Source organism: Streptomyces sp. ISL-12 (assembly GCF_018614415.1).
Lineage (GTDB): Bacteria > Actinomycetota > Actinomycetes > Streptomycetales > Streptomycetaceae > Streptomyces.
In genome coordinates this window covers 15,071-36,110 of record NZ_JAGGOO010000054.1, presented here as the reverse complement: position 1 = coordinate 36,110, position 21,040 = coordinate 15,071, and the positions used below count along the sequence as shown (strand labels likewise).

Sequence of the window (21,040 nt, the reverse complement as noted above, 5' to 3'; positions counted from 1 at the left end):
GGCACCCCGGGTCAATAGGATCCGCCGATGATCACAAGTAAACGGCTGGCGGCGGGTGTCTGCGCCCTGCTCGCCGCGCTGACGGCCGGGCTCGCCCTCCCGGCCCCGGCGTCCGCCGGCGAACCCACCGGTGAGGACGCGCCCCAGGTCGACCTCGTGCTCGACGTCAGCGGCTCCATGCGGACCAAGGACATCGACGGCGGGACCCGGATGGCCGCGGCGAAGCAGGCGTTCAACGAGGTCCTCGACGCGACCCCCGAGGAGGTGCGCCTCGGCATCCGGACCCTCGGCGCGGACTATCCGGGCGACGACCAGAAGACGGGCTGCAAGGACACCGCCCAGCTCTATCCGGTCGGCCCGCTGGACCGCACGGAGGCCAAGACGGCGGTGGCGACGCTGACGCCGACCGGCTGGACGCCGATCGGTCCCGCGCTGCTGGCGGCGGCCGGTGACTTCGGCGACGGCACCGGCTCCAAGCGGATCGTGCTGATCAGCGACGGCGAGGACACCTGCGCGCCGCTCGACCCGTGCGAGGTGGCCCGCGAGATAGCGGCCAAGGGCATCGGGCTGACCATCGACACGCTCGGCCTGGTTCCCAACTCCAAGATGCGCCAGCAGCTCAGCTGTATCGCGGAGGCGACCGGCGGGACGTACACGTCGGTCGAGCACACCGACGAACTGACCGACAAGGTCAACCAGTTGGTGGACCGGGCGGCCGACCCGGTGGTGACGCCGGTCGCCACCGAGGGCGCGGACCGCTGCGCGGCGGCGCCGGCGCTGAAGTCGGGTCTGTACACCGACCGCGAGGAGTTCGGGCAGCAGCGCTGGTACCGCGTGGACGTGGAGCCGGGGCAGGAGCTGCGGGCCTCGGTGAGCGTGTCGGCCGACCGTGCCGTGCACCCCTCGTACGGCGTGCTGCTGCGGGCGGTCACCGCGCACGGCCGGGAGATCGTGCGCGGCGAGGCCGCGGGCGACGGGCGTACGGACGTGATCTCGACGGGGCTGCGGTACCCGAAGGCCGAGGTCGACGAGGACGAGGAAGGGGAAGGGAACGCCACCGAGACCGTGTGTCTCGAAGTGGCCCACTCCTTCTCGGCGGCCTCGGGGGTGAAGACCACCCCCGGTCTGCCGCTGGAGCTGACCGTCGACGTCGTGGACGGACCGAGCCAGGCGTCCGACGTGGCCTCCTTCGGGCTCGGCCGCGGCTGGTGGCTGCTGGGCGCGCTGATCGTGGTGGGCTTCCTCGCCGGACTGGTGTGGGGCTGGGTGTCGCGCTGGCGCATCGCCGTCTGGAGGACCAACTGATGCGGATCACAGGACTGGTGGGCGCGGCACTGCTGGCGCTCGGACTGGCCGCGGGCCCCGCGGTGGCGGACTCCTCGCCGAGTCCCTCGGCCGAGGACGACGCGCCCACGCAGGCGGGTACGTCGTTCCGGACGGCGACGGAGATCGACCAGGGGCAGCGGGCGACCGCGAGCGGCTCCGCGGGCGACTACCTGTACTGGTCGTTCCCGGCGGACGCCGGACAGCGCCCCACGGTGAAGGCGACCGTGAAGCTGCCGGACACGCACGCGTCCCAGACCTGGCAGGTCGACGTGTACGACGGGCTGCGCCGCCGGCAGGCCTGCCAGTACGGTGCCCAGACGCGCACCGCGGCGGCGGGCACGTCCACCCTCGAACTGGCCTGTGTACTGCGCACGGTCCGGGCCTGGTCCGAGCCGTGGGCCAATGATCCGCTGCCGGGCACGTACTACGTCCGGGTGACGGCCCTGAACCTGCCGACGTCCGACCTCGGTCTGCCGGTCGGCACGGAGGTCCGGGTCGACTCGCGGGACATGGGCGGCGCGGCGGCGGTGGACGGCTCGCTGTCCGAGCCGCTGGTGCCGGGGATCGCGGTGACCTCCGCCCAGGACGACGAGGAGGAGTCGTCGGACTCCGCCGTGCTGTCCGCGATCGAGCCCGAGGACGGCTGGTCCTCCGGCTGGTGGTCCGACCGGTGGGTGTGGACGGGCGTGGGCGCGGTGCTGGCCGCGCTGGCGGGCATCGGCGGCTACGCCCTGACCCGCGGCGCGGGCCGGCCGCGAGGGGTCCCGCCGGGCGCCTGACTCCGACGACCGCTGCTTCCAGGAAGGCCCGCCCGCCCGGCGGGCCTTCTCGCGTGCGGGCAGTGCCCGCGGGCCCGGCGGGCGTCCCTACGCCGCGGCCTCCCGCAGCGCCTTCGCCAGTACGCCCTCCCCCGTCACCTCGATCCGCCCGGCCCGTACCGCGTCGGGCAGGCTCGTCTCGCCGCGGCCGACGGCGGCGCAGGTGCCGGCGTCCAGGGTCAGGCGGGCGTCGGGTTCGCGGGGGGCGGGGCCCTCTCCGTAGGCCGGGCCGTCCGTGGCGCCGGCGTAGAGGTGGAAGACGCCGTCGTGGAAGTCCCCTTCCTCCAGCCGGACTTCGACGACGCCCTCGCCTTCCAGGGCGCTCAGCAGCGGCAGCGCGAACCAGTGGGCGCGCAGGGCGTCCGTGGGCCGCCGTTCGTCCATCTCGCCCGCGCCCCAGCCGCCCAGCGCCTGGAGTACAGGCAGCAACTCCCGGCCGCGTGCGGTGAGTTCGTAGACGTAGGCCGCCGCGGGCGGGGGCAGGCGGCGGCGGGTGGCCAGTCCGTCGCGTTCCATGTCCTTCAGCCGGGAGGCGAGTACGTCCGTGCTCACGCCCGGCAGGTCCGCGTGCAGGTCGGTGTAGCGGCGCGGTCCGGCCAGCAGTTCCCGGACGATCAGCAGGGTCCAGCGGTCGCCGACGACGTCGAGGGCGCGGGCGGCGGAGCAGTACTGGTCGTAGCTTCGGCGGCGAGGTGACATGCGACGCAGTGTAGACAATGTGTTGGACTTTCCAAGCGTGAACTTGGTAAAACCAAGCAACACCAGATACCGGAGGGGAAGCGGCGCATGGAGTTCCGGCAGTCGAACAAGCTCAGCGAGGTCTGCTACGAGATCCGCGGCCCGGTGATCGAGCACGCCGACGCGCTGGAGGAGGCGGGCCACAGCGTGCTGCGCCTGAACACCGGCAACCCGGCGCTGTTCGGGTTCGAGGCGCCGGAGGAGATCGTCCAGGACATGATCCGGATGCTGCCGCAGGCGCACGGCTACACCGACTCGCGCGGCGTCCTCTCCGCCCGCCGCGCGGTCGCCCAGCGCTACCAGACGCTCGGCCTGGAGGTCGGGGTGGACGACGTGTGGCTCGGCAACGGCGTCTCCGAGCTGGTGTCGATGGCCGTGCAGGCGCTGGTGGAGGACGGCGACGAGGTCCTGATCCCCGCCCCCGACTTCCCCCTGTGGACGGCGGTGACGACCCTCGCGGGCGGCAAGGCGGTCCACTACCTGTGCGACGAGCAGGCCGACTGGTACCCGGACCTCGCCGACATGGAGTCGAAGATCACCGACCGCACCAAGGCGGTCGTCGTCATCAACCCCAACAACCCCACCGGCGCGGTCTACCCCCAGGAGGTCCTGGAGGGCATCCTCGACCTCGCCCGCCGGCACGGCCTGATGGTCCTCGCCGACGAGGTCTACGACCGCATCCTGTACGACGGCGAGGTCCACCACTCGACCGCGGCCCTCGCCCCCGACCTGGTGGTCCTCACCTTCTGCGGCCTGTCGAAGACGTACCGGGTGGCGGGCTTCCGCTCCGGCTGGCTGGTGGTGACGGGCCCCAGGCAGCACGCGCGCGACTACCTGGAGGGCCTGACGATGCTGGCCTCCATGCGGCTGTGCGCCAACGCGCCCGCCCAGTACGCCATCCAGGCCGCGCTGGGCGGCCGGCAGTCCATCCACGAACTGACCGCGCCGGGCGGGCGGCTGTGCGAGCAGCGGGACGTGGCGTGGGAGAAGCTCAACGAGATCCCGGGTGTGTCGTGCGTGAAGCCCAAGGGGGCGCTGTACGCCTTCCCGCGCATCGATCCCAAGGTGCACCGCGTCCACGACGACGAGAAGTTCGTCCTCGACCTGCTGCTGCGGGAGAAGATCCAGGTCGTCCAGGGCACCGGCTTCAACTGGCCGGCCCCCGACCACTTCCGCATCCTGACCCTGCCGCGCGCGGAGGACCTGGAGGCGGCGATCGGGCGGATCGGGCGGTTCCTCGACGGGTACCGGCAGTAGACCGGCCGTAGCCTTGCGGTATGGGTGACCTCTTCCTCGTACGGCACGGCGAGACCGAGTGGTCGCGGTCCGGGCGGCACACCGGGCTGACGGACGTGCCGCTGACCGAGCGCGGCCGGGAGCAGGCGCGGAGTCTGGTGCCGTTGATCCGCTCGCACCGGGTCGGGGCCGCGTTCGTGAGCCCGTTCCAGCGGGCCCGGGAGACGGCCGAGCTGATCGGACTGCACGGGGTGCGGATCGACCCCGACCTGCACGAGTGGGACTACGGCGGCTACGAGGGGATCACGACGCCGGAGATCCAGCGGGACCGGCCGGACTGGTTCCTGTTCACGGACGGGGTCGTGCCGGGGCCGCCGGACCACCCCGGGGAGACGCCGGAGCAGGTCGGGGCGCGGGCCGACCGGGTGCTGGGGAAGGTGGACGCCGCGCTGGCGGACACCGAGGGGTGTGTGGTGCTGGTGGCGCACGGGCACTTCCTGCGGGTGCTCACCGCCCGGTACCTGGGCCTGCCCGCCTCCCACGGGGCCCTGTTCCAGCTGGCGACGGGGACGCTGTGCCGACTGGGCGCCGAGCACGGGCGGCCGGTGATCGCGGCCTGGAACGTGCGTCCGGGGTCGCCCTCGTAGCGTGCCGCGCCGCGAGGTTACCCGTGCGTTCCGCACGGCGGAGTGGTGACAGCGGCAACTGTGCAGGCCCCTGCGGCCCGTGGCACCGTCGGAGCAGTCAGCGGCCGATGGGAGGGAGCGGGCATGAACAAGGGCTATGCCGTGTACTGCGACGCGGACCCGTGTTTCTACGACGCCCCGCACCGCGTCGCCGCCCGGCCGGGCAGCGGCGGACGGACCCGGTACGCCCTGGCCTCGGCACCCGTCCCGGAGGGCTGGCGGAGCAACGAGTCCGGCGACTGGCTGGCGCTGCGCCCGGCCGGCGCCGAACTGCCCGACCAGGGCTGGAAGATCCATGTCTCGGCCTGTCTGGACAACGCCGAGTCGGTCCTGGAGCGGGTGTGGCGGCACTGTGTGGCCGGGGGTACGGCCTTCAAGTTCGTGCCGAGCCGTTATCTGCTGCACCAGCGCAACGCCAAGTACGCGGACCGGGCCGGCAGCGGCAAGTTCATCACCGTGTACCCGGCCGACGAGGAGCGGTTCGAGCGGCTCGCGGGTGAGCTGTCGCGGCTGCTGGCCGGTGAGCCGGGGCCGCACATCCTCAGCGACCTGCGGCTGGGCGAGGGCCCCGTGCACGTCCGGTACGGCGGCTTCACCCGGCGCGAGTGCTACGACGCCGACGGCGAGCTGCGCCCGGCGGTGGCCGGTCCCGACGGGGTGCTCGTGCCCGACCCGCGCGGGCCCGTCTTCCGGGTGCCCGAGTGGGTGACCGTACCGGCGTTCCTGCGTCCGCACCTGGACGCCCGCGCCGCGACGACCGTGGCGGATCTCCCGTACACGATCGAGTCGGCGCTGCACTTCTCCAACGGCGGCGGCGTCTACCTCGGCCGGGACAGCCGTACCGGCGAGCGGGTCGTCCTCAAGGAGGCCCGTCCGCACGCCGGTCTCGCGGCCGACGGCGCCGACGCCGTGACCCGGCTGCACCGCGAACGGCGGGCGCTGGAGGCGCTGTCGGGCCTGGACTGCACGCCCGAGGTGCTGGACCACCTCACCGTCGGCGAGCACCACTTCCTCGTCCTGGAGTACCTGGACGGCAAGCCGCTCAACACGTTCTTCGCGCGCCGCCACCCGCTCATCGAGGCCGACCCGGGCGAACGGCGGCTGGCCGAGTACACCGACTGGGCGCTCGACGTCCACGCCCGGGTGGAGAAGGCCGTGGCGGACGTCCACGCGCGGGGCGTGGTCTTCAACGACCTGCATCTGTTCAACATCATGGTCCGGGACGACGGCGGTGTCGCCCTGCTCGACTTCGAGGCCGCGCACCACGTCGACGAACCCGGCCGGCAGACCGTCGCCAACCCGGCCTTCGTGGCGCCCGCGGGCCGGCGGGGCGTGGCGGTGGACCGGTACGCGCTGGCCTGTCTGCGCCTCGCCCTGTTCCTGCCGCTCACCAGCCTGTTCGCCCTGGACCGGCAGAAGGCGGCGCATCTGGCCGACCTGGTGGCGGAGCAGTTCCCGGTGGACCGGGCGTGGCTGGACGCGGCTGTCGACGAGATCACCGACGGTGCCGCGGGCGCGTCCCCGGCCCGTGGGGCGGCCGGGCCGGTGGTTCCCGTCGCGCCGGGTGACTGGCCGCGCAGCCGGGAGTCGATGGCCGCCGCGATCCACGCGTCGGCGACCCCGTCCCGTACGGACCGGCTGTTCCCCGGGGACATCGCGCAGTTCGCGACGGCGGGCGGCGGGCTGGCGTTCGGCCACGGCGCGGCGGGGGTGCTGTACGCGCTGGCCGTCAGCGGCGCGGACCGCGACGAGGACGAGGAGCAGTGGCTCCTGGACCGGACCGAGCGGCCGCCCTCGGGGATGCCGCTCGGTTTCCACGACGGACTCGCCGGGATCGCCTGGACGCTGGAGCACCTGGGCCATCGCGACCGCGCGCTCGGCCTCGCCGGACTGCTCCTCGACCAGTCCTTCGACGCCCTCGCCCCGGACCTGTACGGCGGCACCGCCGGGCTCGGCCTGGCCCTGGACTCGCTGGCCGCCACGACCGGGGACGCCGCGCTGCGGTCCGCCGCCCTGCGCTGTGCCGACCTGACGGCCCGTGGGCTGCGTGACGGCTCGGCCGCCCGGCCGCGCGCGGGGCTGCTGCACGGCGCGACGGGCGGCGCCCTGCTCTTCCTGCGGCTGTACGAACGCACCGGGGACACCGGGCTGCTCGACCTCGCGCGGGACGCCCTGCTCCGGGACCTCGCCCGCTGCGTGCGGGGCGCGGGCGGCGCGCTCCAGGTGGACGAGGGGTGGCGCACCATGCCCTACCTGGGCGCGGGCAGCGTGGGCATCGGGATGGTGCTCGACGACTACCTGGCGCACCGCCACGACGAGGAGTTCGCGCGGGCGAGCGACGAGATCGTGGCCGCGGCGCAGGCCATGTTCTACGCCCAGCCGGGCCTGTACCGGGGTGTGTCCGGGATGGTGCTGCACCTCGCGCGCACCACGGCCACCGGACCGGGCACCGGCCCCGGGGCGGTCCGGCGCCAGCTCGACGCGCTGTCCTGGCACGCCCTGTCGTACCGCGGCCGGCTCGCCTTCCCCGGTGAGCAGATGATGCGGCTGTCCATGGACCTGTCCACGGGGACGGCCGGCTGTCTGCTGGCCGTCGCCTCCGCGCACGGCGGCCCGCGCGCCGGGCTGCCGTTCCTCCCGCCGCCGCGCCCCCGCGCGGCGGCCCCCGACTCGGCCTCATCAGGGGTCGTGATGAAACAACGGAACCCGTTGCCGTACCAGAAGGAGCTGTCATGAACCTGTTCGAACTGCAGTCGCTGGAGACCCCCAAGGACGAGGCCATGGGCGACGTCGAGACCGGCAGCCGCGCCAGCCTGCTCCTCTGCGGCGACAGCAGCCTGAGCGTCACGACCTGTAACTGACGACGCCGCTCGGCACCGGCGCCCCGGGTTCCCGCCCGGGGCGCCGGGTTCACGTCCGGCGGAAGGAGGCCCCTTGGGAACCGGTGGCGCGCGGCCGGGGCGGACACCCGAACTGCTGGTGCTGCTGTGCTCGGTGGGGGCCGCGGTGGCCGCGGTGGCCCAGCCCTTCGTGCTCGGCCGCACCCTCGATCTTCTGCTGCGCGGCGACGACACGGCCCGCTGGCTGCTCCTCAGCGCCGGGCTGCTGCTCGGCGAACTGCTGCTGGACAGTCTCACCTCGCTCTTCACCGGTCGCTGCACCGCCGGCTGGACGGCCGCGGTCCGCTCCCGCGCCTTCGCCGGGCTGCTGGGCTCCGTACCCGACCGGGCCCGGGAGTTCAGCCCGGGGGACGTCGGGACCCGGCTGACCCTCAACGCCGCCGCCGCGGGGGGTGCCCCGGCCGCCCGGGCCGCGCTGGCGGCCTCCCTGGTCACACCGGCCGGCGCGCTGATGGCGCTGGCCTTCGTCGACGTATGGGTGGCGGCGTGCGTCCTGGCCGGGCTGCCCGCGCTGGCACTGGTGCTGCGGGCGTTCGCGCGGGACTCCGGCGCGTCGGTCGCCGCCTACCAGCGCGTCCAGTCGGAGATCGCCACCCGGCTCCTCGAAGCCCTGGACGGCGCGGCGACGATCGCCGCGGCGGGCACCGCGGCGCGGGAAAGGGAGCGGGTGCTGGCACCGCTGCCCGAACTGGCCGTGCTGGGGCGACGGATGTGGGTACTGCACGGCCGGGCGCTGGGCCGCAGCGGCGTCCTGGTGCCCCTGCTGGTACTGGCCGCCACCGCCGTCGGGGGCCTGCGCCTGGCGGCGGGCGCCCTGAGCGTGGGCGGCCTGCTCGCCGCCTGCCGGTACGCGCAGCTGGCGGCCGGCGTCGGCGGGGCCGCGTCGTTGCTGGGCGCGGTCGTACGGGGCCGCCAGGCGCGCGCCCGGACCCTGGAACTGGAACGGCTGCCCGCGCTGGCGTACGGCACGCGGCGGCTGCCGCCGGACGGGCCGGGCGCGCTCGAACTGCGCGGGGTGCGGGTGGTGCGCGACGGCCGGGAGGTGCTGCGCGCCGACGGCCTGCGGGTACCGGGCGGCGCCACCGCGGCGGTGGTCGGCCGCGGCGGGGCGGGGAAGTCCGTGCTGGTGGCCGTGGCGGGGCGGCTGACCGACCCCGACGAGGGGCAGGTGCTGCTGGACGGTGTCCCCCTGGACCGGCTGAGCCGTCAGGCGTTGCGCTCCGAGGTCGCCTTCGCCTTCGAGCGCCCGGTGCTGGGCGAGGGGACGGTCGCCGAGGCGGTCGCCGCGGGGGCGCGGCGGGCCTCGCCCGAGCGGGTGCGCGCCGCGCTGGGCGCCGCGGGCGCCGACGGCTTCGTACGCCGGCTGCCGCGCGGTGACGGCACACCGCTGACGTCGGCGCCCCTGTCCGGGGGTGAGCACCAACGCCTCGGTCTGGCGCGGGCGTTCGCGCACGCGGGACGACTGCTGATCATGGACGACGCGACGTCCAGTCTGGACACGGCCACGGAGCACGAGGTGGACCGGGCGCTGCGCCGCTCCCCGCGGCCGGGCACCCGCCTGGTCGTCGCCCACCGGCCGTCGGTCGCCGACCGGGCGGATCTGGTGATCTGGCTGGAGGAAGGCCGGGTGCGGGCCGTCGCCACCCACCGCGAACTGTGGCACACGGCTGACTACCGCGCGGTCTTCGCCGCGGGCGGCGCGGGGGCCGGGCCTTCCCGCGTACGGCGCCCGGCAGCCGAGCGGGCACGGCCGTGAACCCCGTCGACGGGGGCGGCGGGATGCCTGTGGCGGCGGACGGGGCGCCCGTCGGGGGTGAGGGGGAGGTGTCCGTCGCGGACGGCGAGGCACCCGCCGCGCAGGACGGCTCCGGGGCGCTGCGGCGGGTCAGGGGGCCGGCCCGGCGGTTCCTCGGCCGGCGCAAGAAGGTACTGGCGCGGCTCGCGGCGTGGTCGGTGGTGGAGGCGGGGCAGGCGTTCCTGGTGGGTTACGGAGTCGCCCGCTCCGTCGATCAGGGGTTCCTCGCCGGAGACACCCGCCGGGGACTGCTGTGGCTCACGGCCGCCCTGGTGGCCGTACTGTTCAGTGCCCCGGTCACCCGAGGCGTGTTCGCCGGGTTGGCCGGGCTGACCGAGCCGCTGCGCGACGGGCTGGTCCGGCGGGCCGTCGACCGGTCCCTGGCCCGGGCGCTGCACGGGCCGGGCGGGACCGACCGGGCGGCCGTCTCCCGGCTGACCAACCAGGTCGAGATCGCCCGGGACAGCTTCGCCGGTCTCGTCCTCACGCTGCGCTCGTTCGTCTTCACCGCCGCCGGGGCCCTGCTCGGCCTGCTGTCGCTGCATCCGGCGCTGCTCGTGGTGGTCCTGCCCCCGCTGCTGGGCGGTCTGGCCCTGTTCCTGGCGACGCTGCGGCCCATGGCGGCGGCACAGCGCCGTGCCCTGGCGGCCGACGAGGCGCTGGGCGACCACGCGGCGCGGACCCGGGCGGCGTTGCGCGACCTCACGGCCTGCGGGACCGGCCCCGACAACGCCCGGCACAGTGCCCGCCTGGTCGCCGACGCCGCCGCGACGGCCCGTTCCCTGGCCGGCTGGGCGGCGGTGCGTACGGCGGCGCTGGGCATCGCCGGGCACCTGCCCGTACTGGCGCTGCTGGCCGCCGTGCCGTGGCTGCGCGGCCGGGGAGTGACGGCGGGCGCGCTGCTGGGCGCGTTCACCTATCTCGTCCAGTCCCTGCTGCCCGCCCTGCACACCCTCATGACCGCCCTCGGCGCGGCGGGCGCGCGTCTGCTGGTCGTCCTGGACCGCATCACCGGTCCTGAAGCGTGGCCGGCGGGGGCGAGGGCGGGTGGCACGGGGGTGGGCGGCGCCGGGGTGGGCGGCACGGGGGTGGCAGCGGGCGGCACGGGCGCGGCAACGGACGGCACAGGTGCGACAGCGGGCGGCACGGCGGCGTCACCGGCGTTTCAGGGCAAGCGGCCGGAGGCAGCGGCGGCCGTGGAGCTGCGTTCCGTCTCCCTGTCCTACGGCGTCCGTGCCGAGCCGGTCATCGACGCGCTGGACCTGCGCCTCGCCCCGGGCGAGCACCTCGCCGTCGTGGGACCCAGCGGCATCGGCAAGTCGACGCTGGTCCGCCTGATCGCCGGGACCCTCGCGCCGGACCGCGGGGAGGTGCGGGTGGCCGGACAGGCGGTGACCGGCCGCGCCGCCACCGACCTGGCCGTCTCGCGGGCCCTGGTGCCGCAGGAGGCGTACGTCTTCTCCGGCACCGTGGGCGACAACCTCGCCTATCTGCGTCCGGACGCGAGCCGCGCCGACCTCGACGCGGCCGTCGGGGCACTCGGCCTGCGGTCCCTGGTGAAGCGGCTGGGCGGGCTCGACGGCCCGCTGCGACCCGCCGAACTGTCCGCCGGGGAGAAGCAGTTGATCGCGTTGGCGCGCGCGTACCTGTCCCCCGCTTCCCTGCTGCTGCTCGACGAGGCCACCTGTCACCTCGACCCGGCGGCCGAGGCGCACGCCGAAGCGGCGCTCGCCCGGCGGCCGGGAACGCTGCTGGTCGTGGCGCACCGGCTGTCGTCCGCCGTGCGGGCCGACCGGGTACTGGTCCTGGACGGCGTAGGCGCGGTGTGCGGCACCCACGCGGAGGTACTGGCCCGTTCGCCGCTCTACCGGGACCTGACGGGCCACTGGAACGCGGGACCGCACCGGCAGACCTGACGGCGGCGCGTCACGTCCAGCCGGCGTTCTGCAGGATGCGGATCGCGTCGGCCCGGTTGCGGGCGCCGACCTTCCGGACCGCCGTGGCCATGTAGTTGCGTATGGTCCCCCGCGACAGGTGCAGACACGCCGCTATCTCGGCCATCGGCGCCCCCTGCGCGGCCAGGGAGAGCACACTCAGCTCACGGCTGGTCAGCGGCATCTCCGCGCCTTCGAGCAGGGCCACGGTGAGCGTCGCGTCGAGGAAACGTTCCCCCTTGGCCACCGTGTGCACCGCTGTGATCAGCCGCTCGGCCGGGGCGTTCTTGTCGACCAGCCCGAGCGCGCCGGCGTCGAACGCCCTGCGCAGCACGCCCGGCCGTCTGGGCGTGGCCAGGACGACGAGCCGTTCCCCGCACTCCGCCCGGAACGGCACTTCCCGCAGACCTTGCGACCCTTGCGACCCTTGCGACCCTTGGGGCCCTTGCAGGCACTCACCGTCCACGACGCACACGTCCCTCGGCAGCGCCTGGTGATCCGGTACGCCGGCGCGCGGGGACAGGGACGACACCTCCAGCGCGCCGTCGGATCTGAGCAGTTGCACCAGTGCCGACCGCAGCAGTTCCTCGTCGTGCACCACGAGAACGCGGACCATCTCCCACCCCTTGTCAGCGGCTGTCCGGCAGGGCAACCGACTCGACTCCTCCCGCGCCAGGAGCCATGTGCCCTGATTCGTACCGAAGGAACACCGCCCGGAAGGGTGTGCGAGGCGCATCGGAGTCATTCCGCCGTCCTCCGCGCTCGAAAGGAGGTGAAACGGAGACGCGCGCGCGGACGAGATCCGGCCACCGCACCCGCCGTCCGAAGGGCGGCACCGGCGGGTGCGGCGGCGGACGCCCGTGCCGCAGCGGCGTCCCGGCGACCTGGCCACGACGGCACACGCCTCCCGGACCGGCGGTCCGGTCGGGGCGGGGAGGCGAGGAGCGGCGGGCCCCTTCCGCCCTCGACGGGGCGGCCGGAAAGCGCCTCCGCGCAATCTGGCGCGAACCCTTCGCCCGGCTGTTCGCACCCGCTCGCCCGGGAGCCGTACCGCGCCCCGCATTACCCTTCGGCACAGGAGTCGCAGGACCGGCAGAGATGCCGAGGAAGGTGCGTGCCATGCTCCGGCCGCCGACCGCCGCGCAGCGGCGGATCATCGACGCCGCCGATCCCGGCACCGGGAGGCTGAAGGGGACCCGGGCGCAGCTCGCCGGGCTGGTGAAGCGGGGGTTCGCCTTCCGGCACCCGCGGCCGCCGCACGACCACTTCCTCACGCCGGCCGGCCAACGGATACGGGAGTCCGCGCGGGAGGGTGACGGTACGGCGCCGGACGCCACCGAGCCGGCGCCGCCCGCCGACGACGGCGTCTTCGCCGCGCGGGTCGGCGGTGCGGAGGCGGGGCCCGCCGGGCCGGAGCGGCTCCGGGAGGTGCGGGGCGCCTGGCAGGGGCTGCTGGAGCTGCGCCGGATGACCAACCCGGACGGCGCGACGGACCGGCCCTGCGGCTGGGAGCGGACCCATCTGGTGCGGGCCGCCGCGCTCGCCCTGGAGGCGGCCGGGCACCGGCCGGCGGACCCGGACACCGACGGCTACCGGGTGCGGGCCACCCCGCAGCCCGACGCGGTCGCCGTGTACGCGCCGGACGCCGGGGCGCTGCGGGCGGCGGCGGACACCCTGGAGCGGGCCGGCTGGCAGGCGGGCGAGTACACGGAGCCGCGGACCAGGGCCCGTTATCTGCTGGCATCGCCGCGCCGGGTGTGACGGGCATGCACGAGTGCCCTGACCGCGGAGATCGGCGCCGTCGGGGCTGAGAACCTCCAGGCCCGTCGGCCGGCCGCGGACCCACGGGAGCGCTTCAGGGCGCCGGCGTGGGATCCGGCTCTGTTCGGCCCGTGACCGCCCGCTCGTCCGCCGCCGGGCCGGTGTCCGCCGGCCAGTCCGGCTCACGGGGCAGGGTGACCCGTACGGTCAGGCCGCCCGCCGCGCGCGGACGGGCCGTCACCTCTCCGCCGTGGGCGCGGGCGACGGCGCGGACGATGGACAGGCCGAGCCCGGCGCCCTTGCCGGTGACCACCCGGTCGGTGCCGAGCCGGCGGAACGGCTCGAAGAGCATCGGCACCTCGAACGCCGGGACTGGGGGGCCGGTGTTGCTGACGGCCAGTTCCACCCGCTCCTCGTCGTACACCCGGCTGACGACCCGTACCCAGCCGTCGTCGCCGGCGTTGTGCCGGATGCCGTTCTCGACCAGGTTGTACACCAGCCGCTCCAGCAGCAGCGCGTCACCGTGGGCGACTGCCTCGTCGGCCCGGGCCGTCACCGTGACCCGTGCCCGGCCGGCCTCCGGCGCGGTCTGCGCCACCACGTGGGCCAGCAGGTCGGCGAGGTCCACCGGCCGGCGTTCGGCGATCTCGTTCTCGGAGCTCGCCAGCAGCAGGAGTCCGCTGATCAGGCGTTCGTGCCGGGCGTTGATCTCCAGCAGGTCCTCGCCGAGCCGCCGTACGTCCGCGGAGGCGGCCGGCCGGTGCATGGCCATCTCGACCAGGGCGCGGTTCAGGGTGAGCGGGGTGCGCAGCTCGTGCGAGGCGTTGGCGACGAAACGGCGCTGTCCGTCGAAGGAGCGGTCGAGGCGCTCGACCATCGTGTCGAAGGTGTCGGCGAGGTCCTTCACCTCGTCGCGGGGCCCGTTGAGCGCGATGCGCTCGTGCAGTCCCCGGTCGGCGGCCGGGGCGCTCGCGATGCGGCGCGCGGTCTCGGTGACGCGGTGCAGCGGGGCGAGGACGCGGCCGGCCACCACCCAGCCGAGGCCGGCCGCCGCGCAGCCGACCACACCGAGCGCGATGCCGCCCTGGGTGAGCAGGGACGTCGTGGCCTCGGCGCGCCAGCGCTCGCGTTCGTTCTCCAGCCAGTCGTCCAGGTCGGCGCCCCGGGGCGGGGGCTCGGTGGCCTGCCCCCCGACGAAGGCGCGGTTCTGGGTGCCGCCGGGTGCGGTGGAGTTCTGCGGAGACGGCGCGGGCCGGGCGGAGGGCACCGCGGCGGTCGCCTCCGGCCGGGTGGCGGTCGGTGTCAGCGACAGCACCTTCGCGGTGGTGCCGCCGAGGCGCTGGCCGAGCAGCGCGTAGGTGACGCCGAGCAGCAGGATGCCGCCGAGGAGGAACAGTCCGCCGTAGGTGAGGGTAAGGCGGGCGCGCAGGGTCAGCCGGACGGGCGACGTCATCGAGCGTCCGGGCCGCGGACGTGGCCGGCCCGTCACGGGATGCGGTACCCCACTCCCGTCACCGTCTCCACCACCGGTGGATCGCCCAGCTTGCGCCGCAGTTTCAGTACGGCGAGACGGACCGCGCCGGTGAACGGGTCGGCGTTCTCGTCCCACGCCTTCTCCAGGAGCTGCTCGGCGGAGACGGCGGCGCCGTCGGCCCGCAGCAGCTCGGCCAGCACCGCGAACTCCTTCTTCGACAACGGGACGTAGCGGCCGGCCCGGAAGACCTCGCCGCGCGCCGGGTCCAGGGCCAGGCCCGCCCGGCGCAGCACCGGCGGGGCGGCGGGCCGCGAACGGCGGCCCAGCGCCAGGACCCGGGCCGCGAGTTCGGGGAACGCGAAGGGCTTGGTGAGGTAGTCGTCGGCGCCGAGGCCCAGGCCGTGCACGCGGTCGGTGATCTCGGCCGCGGCGGTGAGCATCAGCACCCGGGTGGGCCGGTCGTCGGCGACGAGTTCGCGGCAGACGTCGTCGCCGTGCACGACGGGCAGGTCGCGGTCGAGGACGACCACGTCGTAGTCGACGACGCCGACGCGGTCGAGGGCGGCGGCGCCGTCGTGGGCCAGGTCCACGGCGTGCGTCTGTCCGCGCAGCCACTCGGCGATCGCGCCGGCCAGCATCGGTTCGTCCTCGACCACCAGGACCCGCATTCCCCCACGCCCTCCCCTGTCGGCACTGGGAACAGGGTGCCGCAACGCCTGTTTCCTCCTCGTCAGGCCGGCCTGTGCGTCATCTGTTCCTCCTCTGTGCGCGGCTGGCCCGCCCGGCAGCGGAAACACCGGGGAAACGGGCCGTCCGTTTCGCTGTCCCCCATCGCGGCGCCCCATGTCGCCGCGAGGTGAGGAGAGGACGCTGTGCGGACACGGAACCAACGCGCCTGGATGGCGCTGTGGTCGGCGGTACCCCTGGTGGTGACGCTGGCCCTGACCGGCTGCGGCGGCTCGGCCGACGACGAGTCGGCCGTCGAGCGGGCCGCGGCCAGCCGCAACGCCGAGGACGAGAAGGCCGTGGAGTACGCCGAGTGCCTGCGGGAGAACGGGCTGGACGTCGAGGACCCCGGGGAGGGCGGCGGGCTGCGCATCACCGGCCGGGCCCAGAAGGAAGTGCTGGACAAAGCGATGGAGGCGTGCCGGGACCTCAACCCGATGCAGGGCAACGAGACGGCGAACGCCGAGGCCGAGGAGCGGATGCGGGAACAGGCGGCGTGCATGCGGAAGAACGGTGTCGAGGAGTTCCCCGACCCCGAGCCCGGCAAGGGCATCCGCATCGGCAGGAGCGTGGTGGAGGACCCTGATTTCGAGGCGGCCGAGAAGGCCTGTCAGGAGTACGCCCCCGACCGGCCGCGCGGAGGCGGCGATGACTGATCCGGACGTCTCCCGGACCGTGCCGCCCGCACACCCCGACCCCGACCCCGACCCCGCGCCTCCACCGCCGGCCCCGACACCCTCGCCTTCGCCTTCGCCCTCGCCCTCGCCCCGGCGCCGCCGTACCCGGCGGATCGTGGCCGCGCTCGGCGTGCTCGCGGTGGTGGGCGGCGCGGCGGCGGCCGGGGCCGGGATCGGCATCGGTGACGACGGGCCGGACGGCTCCGCGGAGCGGCGCCTGCCGCCGGCCACCGCCGAGGTGACCCGGCAGACCCTGACGGACGGGGTGACCGAGGACGGGGAGCTGGGCTACGGGAGATCCTCGACGCTGACCGGGCACCTCCCCGGCACCGTCACCCGCCTGCCCGACACGGGCGAGCGCGTCACCCGTGGTGAGGCCCTCTACCGCGTCGACGAGCAGCCCGTGGTCCTCATGTACGGGTCGGTGCCCGCGTACCGGACGCTGCGCGAGGGCTTGACGGGCGAGGACGTGGAGCAGTTGGAACGCAACCTCGACGCGCTGGGACACACCGGCTTCACCGTCGACGACACGTACACGGACGCCACCGCGCGGGCGGTCGCCGCGTGGCAGGAGGCCGAGGGGCTGGAGGAGACCGGCGTGGTGAAGACCGGCCGGGTCGTCTTCGCGCCGGCCGCGGTCCGGGTGGACGCCCCGGGGACCGAGGAGGGCGCGTCGACGGGTCCCGGCCGGAAGGTCCTGACGTACACCTCCACCGCGCAGTCCGTCACCGTCGCACTGGACACGGCCGACCTGCGGCTGGCCGAGGAGGACGCGGAGGTGACCGTCGTACTGCCGGACGGGACCGAGGTCGGCGGCCGGATCACCGAGGTCGCCACCGAGATCGCCGCGGGCGAGGGCGAGGACCAGGGAGAGACCACGACCGTCGGCCGGGTGGAGGTGGCCCTCGACGGGAAGGAGGCCCGCGAGGCCGCCGCGCCCTATGTCCTGGCCTCGGTGGACGTCACCTTCACCGCGGGCGAGCGCGAGAATGTGCTGACCGTGCCGGTCGCCGCGCTGGTGGCGCTGCCCGGAGGCGGTTTCGCGGTGGAGGCGGTCACGGGGTCGTCGACGTCGTACGTTCCCGTGGAGACGGGGCTGTTCGCCGACGGACGGGTAGAGATCAGCGGGGACCGGGTCACCGAGGGCATGACGGTGGGGATGCCGTGATGACCTCTGCGGACGAGGCCACCGACGCCTCGATGATCGAGTTGAGGGACGTGGTGAAGACGTACCCGGGCGGGGTGCACGCGCTCGCCGGTGTGTCGCTGTCCGTGGCCCGCGGTGAACTGGTCGCCGTCGTCGGCCCGTCGGGCTCGGGGAAGTCGACCATGCTGCACATGCTGGGCACGCTGGACCGGCCCACCTCGGGCAGCGTACGCGTCGACGGCCACGACACCGGCGCGTTGTCGGACGCCCGGCTGTCGGCACTGCGGGCGCGGCGGATCGGGTTCGTGTTCCAGCAGTTCCACCTGGCGGCCGGTACGTCCGCGCTGACCAATGTGGCCGACGGGCTGCTGTACACCGGGCTGCGTCCGGCGCGGCGGCGGGAGCGGGCCGCGGCGGCGCTGCGCCGGGTGGGGCTCGGGCACCGGCTGCGGCACGCGCCGCACCAGCTCTCCGGCGGTGAGCGCCAGCGCGTCGCGATCGCCCGCGCGGTGGCCGGGGAGCCCGCACTGCTGCTCGCGGACGAGCCGACCGGGGCACTGGACACGGCGTCCGGTGCGGGGGTGATGACCCTGCTGCGCGAGCTGAACGCGGCCGGCACCACCGTGGTCGTCATCACCCACGATCAGGAGATCGCCGCGTCACTGCCCCGCCGGGTGCGGATGCGGGACGGGCGACTCGTAGAAGACACGGCGGACACGGCGGACACGGCACCGGCCGCCGGGCCGGTCGGCACTGTGACCGGAGGGGCCCGGTGACCGCCCTCGCACCACCGCGGCCGGACCCCCTGCGGCCGGCCCGGCTGGGGCCCTCCGACGTCGTCCGCGTCGGCGCGGTGGGGCTGCGCACGCGTCCGCTGCGGGCGTTCCTGTCGGCGCTGGGCATCGCGATCGGCATCGCGGCCATGGTGGCCGTGGTCGGCATCTCGGCGTCCTCCCGGGCCGGTCTGGACCGGGCACTGGCGGCCCTGGGCACCAATCTGCTGACCGTCTCCCCCGGCAGCACCCTCACCGGCGAGACGGCCCGACTGCCGCTGTCCGCCGAGGAGATGGTGTCCCGGGTGGCGGGGGTGGAGTCGGTGTCCGCGGTCGGCCGGGTGTCCGAGGCCAAGGTGTACCGCAGCGACCGGATCCCCGAGGTGGAGACCAACGGCATCGTGACGTACGCCGCCCGCGCCTCCCTGCGGGCCGCGATCGGTGCCGAACTCGCCGACGGTACGTGGCTGAACGCGGCCACCGCCCGCTATCCGGCCGTCGTCCTCGGCTCGGCGGCGGCCGAGCGGCTCGGCATCGCTCACGCGGGACCGGACACGCAGGTCCTGGTGGACGGCGACTGGTTCACCGTCGTCGGCATCCTCCGGCCGGCGCCGCTGGCACCCGAGCTGGACGCGGGTGCGCTGGTCGGCTGGCGGGCGGCCCGGGACGGGCTGGGCTTCGACGGACACGCGACGACCGTGTACACGCGGTCGGCGGAGCCGGAGCTGGAGTCGGTGCGCGGTGTGCTCGCCGCCACGGCCAACCCCGAGGCGCCGGGCGAGGCCGAGGTGTCGCGGCCCTCGGACGCGCTGGCCGCCAAGCGGGCGGCGGGTGAGGCGTTCACCGGGCTGCTGCTGGGCCTGGGCGCGGTGGCGCTGCTGGTCGGCGGGGTCGGGGTGGCCAACACGATGGTGATCTCGGTACTGGAGCGCCGGGCCGAGATCGGACTGCGCCGCTCGCTGGGCGCGACGCGGGGCCAGATCCGCGGCCAGTTCCTCGCCGAGTCGCTGCTGCTGTCCGCGCTCGGCGGTGCCGGTGGCGCCCTGCTGGGCCTGACCGTCACCACCGGGTACGCCCTCTCCCAGAGCTGGCCCGCGGTGACCCCGCCGTGGGCGATGGCCGGAGGGGTCGCGGCGACCCTGCTCATCGGCGCGCTGGCCGGCCTCTACCCGGCGGTCCGCGCCTCGCGCCTGTCACCCACGGAGGCACTGGCGACGCCCTGACGCGCGGGTGGCCTACGCGCCGAGCGGCTCGGGGGAGCGCTCGGCGTCGTAGGCGGCCCGTGCCTCGGCGATGTGGCTCCTACGTCGCCGACGTCCTGCCGCCGATGCTGCTGCTCGCCGCCGGGTTCGCCGCCGCGATGCCCGCGCTCACCGGGCTGGCGATGGCGGGTGCGCGGGAGGAGGACTCGGGGCTGGCGTCCGGGCTGTTCAACACCACGCAGGTGGTGGGGGGGGTCGCTGGGGCTGGCGGTGCTGTCGACACTGGCGGCGGCGCACACCGACGGGTTGCTCGCCCGGGGTGCGGAACCGGTGACCGCGACAGCCGAGGGTTACCAGCTGGCGTTCCGGGTGGCGACGCTGGTCGCGGTGGGGGCGCTGGCGCTGGGAGCCGTGGTGCTGCGGCGCGGTGGTGAGCGGCCGTAACCGGTCCCCGCCGGTGTCCGGGCGTCACGGCGTCGCCGGCGCCCGGGACGCGCCCGTGATCTCCTCCCCCGCCTCCATCGGATGGGTCACGTCCCGCGCCTGCCGCCCCTTGCCGATGTGGTTGAAGACCAGGTTGAGCAGGACCGCGGCGACGCACCCCGTCGAGATGCCGGAGTCCAGGATGATCCGCGCGGTCTCCGGGAACGCGTGGTAGAACTCCGGCGCGGAGATCGGGACGATGCCGACGGCGAGGGAGACGGCCACGATCAGGACGTTGTTGTCCTTGTCGAGGCCGGCCCGCACCAGGGTCTGGATGCCGCTGGCCGCGACCGAGCCGAACAGGACGACGCCCGCGCCGCCCAGCACCGGGCGCGGTACGACCGCGATCAGCGAGGCGGCGGCCGGGCACAGGCCCAGCAGGACGAGGAAGCCGCCGCCCACCGCGACGACGAACCGGCTGCGCACCCGGGTCATCGCCACCAGGCCGATGTTCTGCGCGAAGGCGCTGCACATGAAGCCGTTGAAGACCGGGCTGAGCGCCGAGCCGAGGGTGTCGGCGCGCAGGCCGGCGGCGATGGTCTTCTCGTCGGCCGGGCGGCCCACGATCTCCCCGAGGGCCAGCATGTCGGCCGTGGACTCGGTCATCGACACCACCATCACCACGCACATCGACACGATCGCCGCGGCCTGGAACTGGGGCGCCCCGAAGTGGAACGGCGTCGGGAAGCCGACCAGGTCCGCGTCGGCGACCGGGCCGAAGTCGGTGACGCCGAACGGGACCGCGAGGAGAGTGCCGGCCACCAGGCCGAGGAGTACGGCGATCTGCTTGACGAAGCCGCGGGTGAAGCGGCGCAGGAGCAGGACGATGACCAGGGTGACGGCGGCCAGGCCCAGGTTGGTGGGTGAACCGTAGTCGTCCGCGGTGGTGTCGGGCCCCTGCGCCCAGCCGAAGGCGACCGGAAGCAGGGATATGCCGATCAGGGTGATCACGGTGCCGGTGACGACCGGCGGGAAGAACCGGACCGCCTTGCAGAAGACGGGCGCGGCGAGGAAGCCGAGGAGTCCGGCGACGATGACCGCGCCGAAGACCAGCGGCAGCGCGTCGGACCTGTCGTCGGCGGAGGCGACGATCGCGGTCATGGGGGCGACACCGGCGAAGGTGACGCCGTTGACGAAGGGCAGCCGGGCGCCGATCTTCCAGATGCCGAGGGTCTGCAGCAGGGTGGCGAGACCGGCGGTGAACAGGCAGGCGCCGGTCAGGAAGGTCAGTTCGGTGCCGGACAGGCCGACGGCGGCGCCGACGATCAGGGGCGGGGCGACGACACCCGCGTACATGGCGGCCACGTGCTGGAGGCCGGTCGTCGCCATCTTCACGGGCGGGAGTTTCTCGTCGACCGGGTGAT

The 21,040-nt window shown here is 74.9% G+C and carries 18 protein-coding genes and 1 pseudogene; 14 read left to right on the top strand and 5 right to left on the bottom strand.

The features are described 5' to 3' along the window. Window positions 1–27: 27 nt before the first annotated feature. Window positions 28–1,305, top strand: coding sequence for a VWA domain-containing protein (locus J7I94_RS15330; protein WP_215167638.1), 1,278 nt, complete (start codon window positions 28–30; stop codon window positions 1,303–1,305). Further along, the gene (locus J7I94_RS15325; protein ID WP_215167637.1) at window positions 1,305–2,105 is read left to right on the top strand and encodes a hypothetical protein; all 801 of its coding nucleotides are present in this window, start codon (window positions 1,305–1,307) and stop codon (window positions 2,103–2,105) included. The genes J7I94_RS15330 and J7I94_RS15325 overlap by 1 nt, the downstream gene beginning before the upstream one ends. Before the next feature lie 87 nt (window positions 2,106–2,192). Here the strand turns inward: J7I94_RS15325 and J7I94_RS15320 are convergent, their stop codons facing one another. Then, window positions 2,193–2,843: a winged helix-turn-helix transcriptional regulator gene (locus J7I94_RS15320; RefSeq protein ID WP_215167636.1), complete on the bottom strand. Its 651-nt coding sequence runs from the start codon at window positions 2,841–2,843 to the stop codon at window positions 2,193–2,195. Between the two features lie 87 nt (window positions 2,844–2,930). Here J7I94_RS15320 and J7I94_RS15315 point away from each other — a divergent pair, with 87 nt between their 5' ends. The 6 genes from J7I94_RS15315 to J7I94_RS15290 all read left to right on the top strand — a co-directional run bounded on the left by J7I94_RS15315 (window position 2,931) and on the right by J7I94_RS15290 (window position 11,415). Beyond that, complete coding sequence (locus J7I94_RS15315; RefSeq protein WP_215167635.1) at window positions 2,931–4,139, top strand: pyridoxal phosphate-dependent aminotransferase; 1,209 nt, start codon at window positions 2,931–2,933, stop codon at window positions 4,137–4,139. A gap of 20 nt (window positions 4,140–4,159) precedes the next feature. Then, window positions 4,160–4,765 carry a histidine phosphatase family protein gene (locus J7I94_RS15310; RefSeq protein WP_215167634.1) on the top strand — a complete coding sequence of 202 codons (606 nt, stop codon included), beginning with the start codon at window positions 4,160–4,162 and terminating at the stop codon, window positions 4,763–4,765. A 123-nt stretch (window positions 4,766–4,888) separates the two neighbouring features. Continuing rightward, window positions 4,889–7,540 carry a class III lanthionine synthetase LanKC gene (gene lanKC, locus J7I94_RS15305; RefSeq protein ID WP_215167633.1) on the top strand — a complete coding sequence of 884 codons (2,652 nt, stop codon included), beginning with the start codon at window positions 4,889–4,891 and terminating at the stop codon, window positions 7,538–7,540. Continuing rightward, a complete protein-coding gene (locus tag J7I94_RS15300) occupies window positions 7,537–7,665 on the top strand; it encodes a SapB/AmfS family lanthipeptide (protein WP_215167632.1) in 129 nt (42 codons plus the stop codon). The genes lanKC and J7I94_RS15300 overlap by 4 nt, the downstream gene beginning before the upstream one ends. 73 nt (window positions 7,666–7,738) lie before the next feature. Then, window positions 7,739–9,460 (top strand): ABC transporter ATP-binding protein, encoded by a 1,722-nt coding sequence (locus tag J7I94_RS15295; protein ID WP_215167631.1) that lies wholly within the window; start codon window positions 7,739–7,741, stop codon window positions 9,458–9,460. A 68-nt stretch (window positions 9,461–9,528) separates the two neighbouring features. Next, entirely contained in the window at window positions 9,529–11,415 is a 1,887-nt protein-coding gene (locus J7I94_RS15290; RefSeq protein ID WP_374198391.1) for an ATP-binding cassette domain-containing protein, read from the top strand. Between the two features lie 10 nt (window positions 11,416–11,425). Here the strand turns inward: J7I94_RS15290 and J7I94_RS15285 are convergent, their stop codons facing one another. After that, the gene (locus J7I94_RS15285) at window positions 11,426–12,049 is read right to left on the bottom strand and encodes a response regulator transcription factor (RefSeq protein WP_215167629.1); all 624 of its coding nucleotides are present in this window, start codon (window positions 12,047–12,049) and stop codon (window positions 11,426–11,428) included. Between the two features lie 503 nt (window positions 12,050–12,552). Here J7I94_RS15285 and J7I94_RS15280 point away from each other — a divergent pair. Then, window positions 12,553–13,194: a hypothetical protein gene (locus J7I94_RS15280; protein ID WP_215167628.1), complete on the top strand. Its 642-nt coding sequence runs from the start codon at window positions 12,553–12,555 to the stop codon at window positions 13,192–13,194. A 94-nt stretch (window positions 13,195–13,288) separates the two neighbouring features. Here J7I94_RS15280 and J7I94_RS15275 read toward each other — a convergent pair whose 3' ends face one another. Together J7I94_RS15275 and J7I94_RS15270 are read right to left on the bottom strand one after the other, a co-directional pair. Continuing rightward, window positions 13,289–14,647: a HAMP domain-containing sensor histidine kinase gene (locus J7I94_RS15275; protein ID WP_215167627.1), complete on the bottom strand. Its 1,359-nt coding sequence runs from the start codon at window positions 14,645–14,647 to the stop codon at window positions 13,289–13,291. Between the two features lie 32 nt (window positions 14,648–14,679). After that, a complete protein-coding gene (locus tag J7I94_RS15270) occupies window positions 14,680–15,336 on the bottom strand; it encodes a response regulator transcription factor (protein WP_215167626.1) in 657 nt (218 codons plus the stop codon). A 204-nt stretch (window positions 15,337–15,540) separates the two neighbouring features. On the opposite strand from J7I94_RS15270, the gene J7I94_RS15265 reads away from it, so the two are divergent. The 5 genes and pseudogenes from J7I94_RS15265 to J7I94_RS15245 all read left to right on the top strand — a co-directional run. Further along, complete coding sequence (locus J7I94_RS15265; protein ID WP_308114578.1) at window positions 15,541–16,050, top strand: hypothetical protein; 510 nt, start codon at window positions 15,541–15,543, stop codon at window positions 16,048–16,050. Then, window positions 16,043–17,239 carry a peptidoglycan-binding protein gene (locus J7I94_RS15260; RefSeq protein ID WP_215167625.1) on the top strand — a complete coding sequence of 399 codons (1,197 nt, stop codon included), beginning with the start codon at window positions 16,043–16,045 and terminating at the stop codon, window positions 17,237–17,239. Before J7I94_RS15265 ends, J7I94_RS15260 begins: the two co-directional genes overlap by 8 nt. After that, window positions 17,239–17,994: an ABC transporter ATP-binding protein gene (locus tag J7I94_RS15255; protein WP_251075190.1), complete on the top strand. Its 756-nt coding sequence runs from the start codon at window positions 17,239–17,241 to the stop codon at window positions 17,992–17,994. Before J7I94_RS15260 ends, J7I94_RS15255 begins: the two co-directional genes overlap by 1 nt. After that, entirely contained in the window at window positions 17,991–19,214 is a 1,224-nt protein-coding gene (locus J7I94_RS15250; protein ID WP_215167624.1) for an ABC transporter permease, read from the top strand. The genes J7I94_RS15255 and J7I94_RS15250 overlap by 4 nt, the downstream gene beginning before the upstream one ends. Window positions 19,215–19,288: 74 nt before the next feature. Continuing rightward, window positions 19,289–19,637, top strand: a pseudogene (locus J7I94_RS15245) (MFS transporter); the annotation flags it as partial. Window positions 19,638–19,661: 24 nt separating this feature from the next. Here the strand turns inward: J7I94_RS15245 and J7I94_RS15240 are convergent. Continuing rightward, window positions 19,662–21,005: a nucleobase:cation symporter-2 family protein gene (locus tag J7I94_RS15240; RefSeq protein WP_215167649.1), complete on the bottom strand. Its 1,344-nt coding sequence runs from the start codon at window positions 21,003–21,005 to the stop codon at window positions 19,662–19,664. Window positions 21,006–21,040 lie beyond the last annotated feature (35 nt).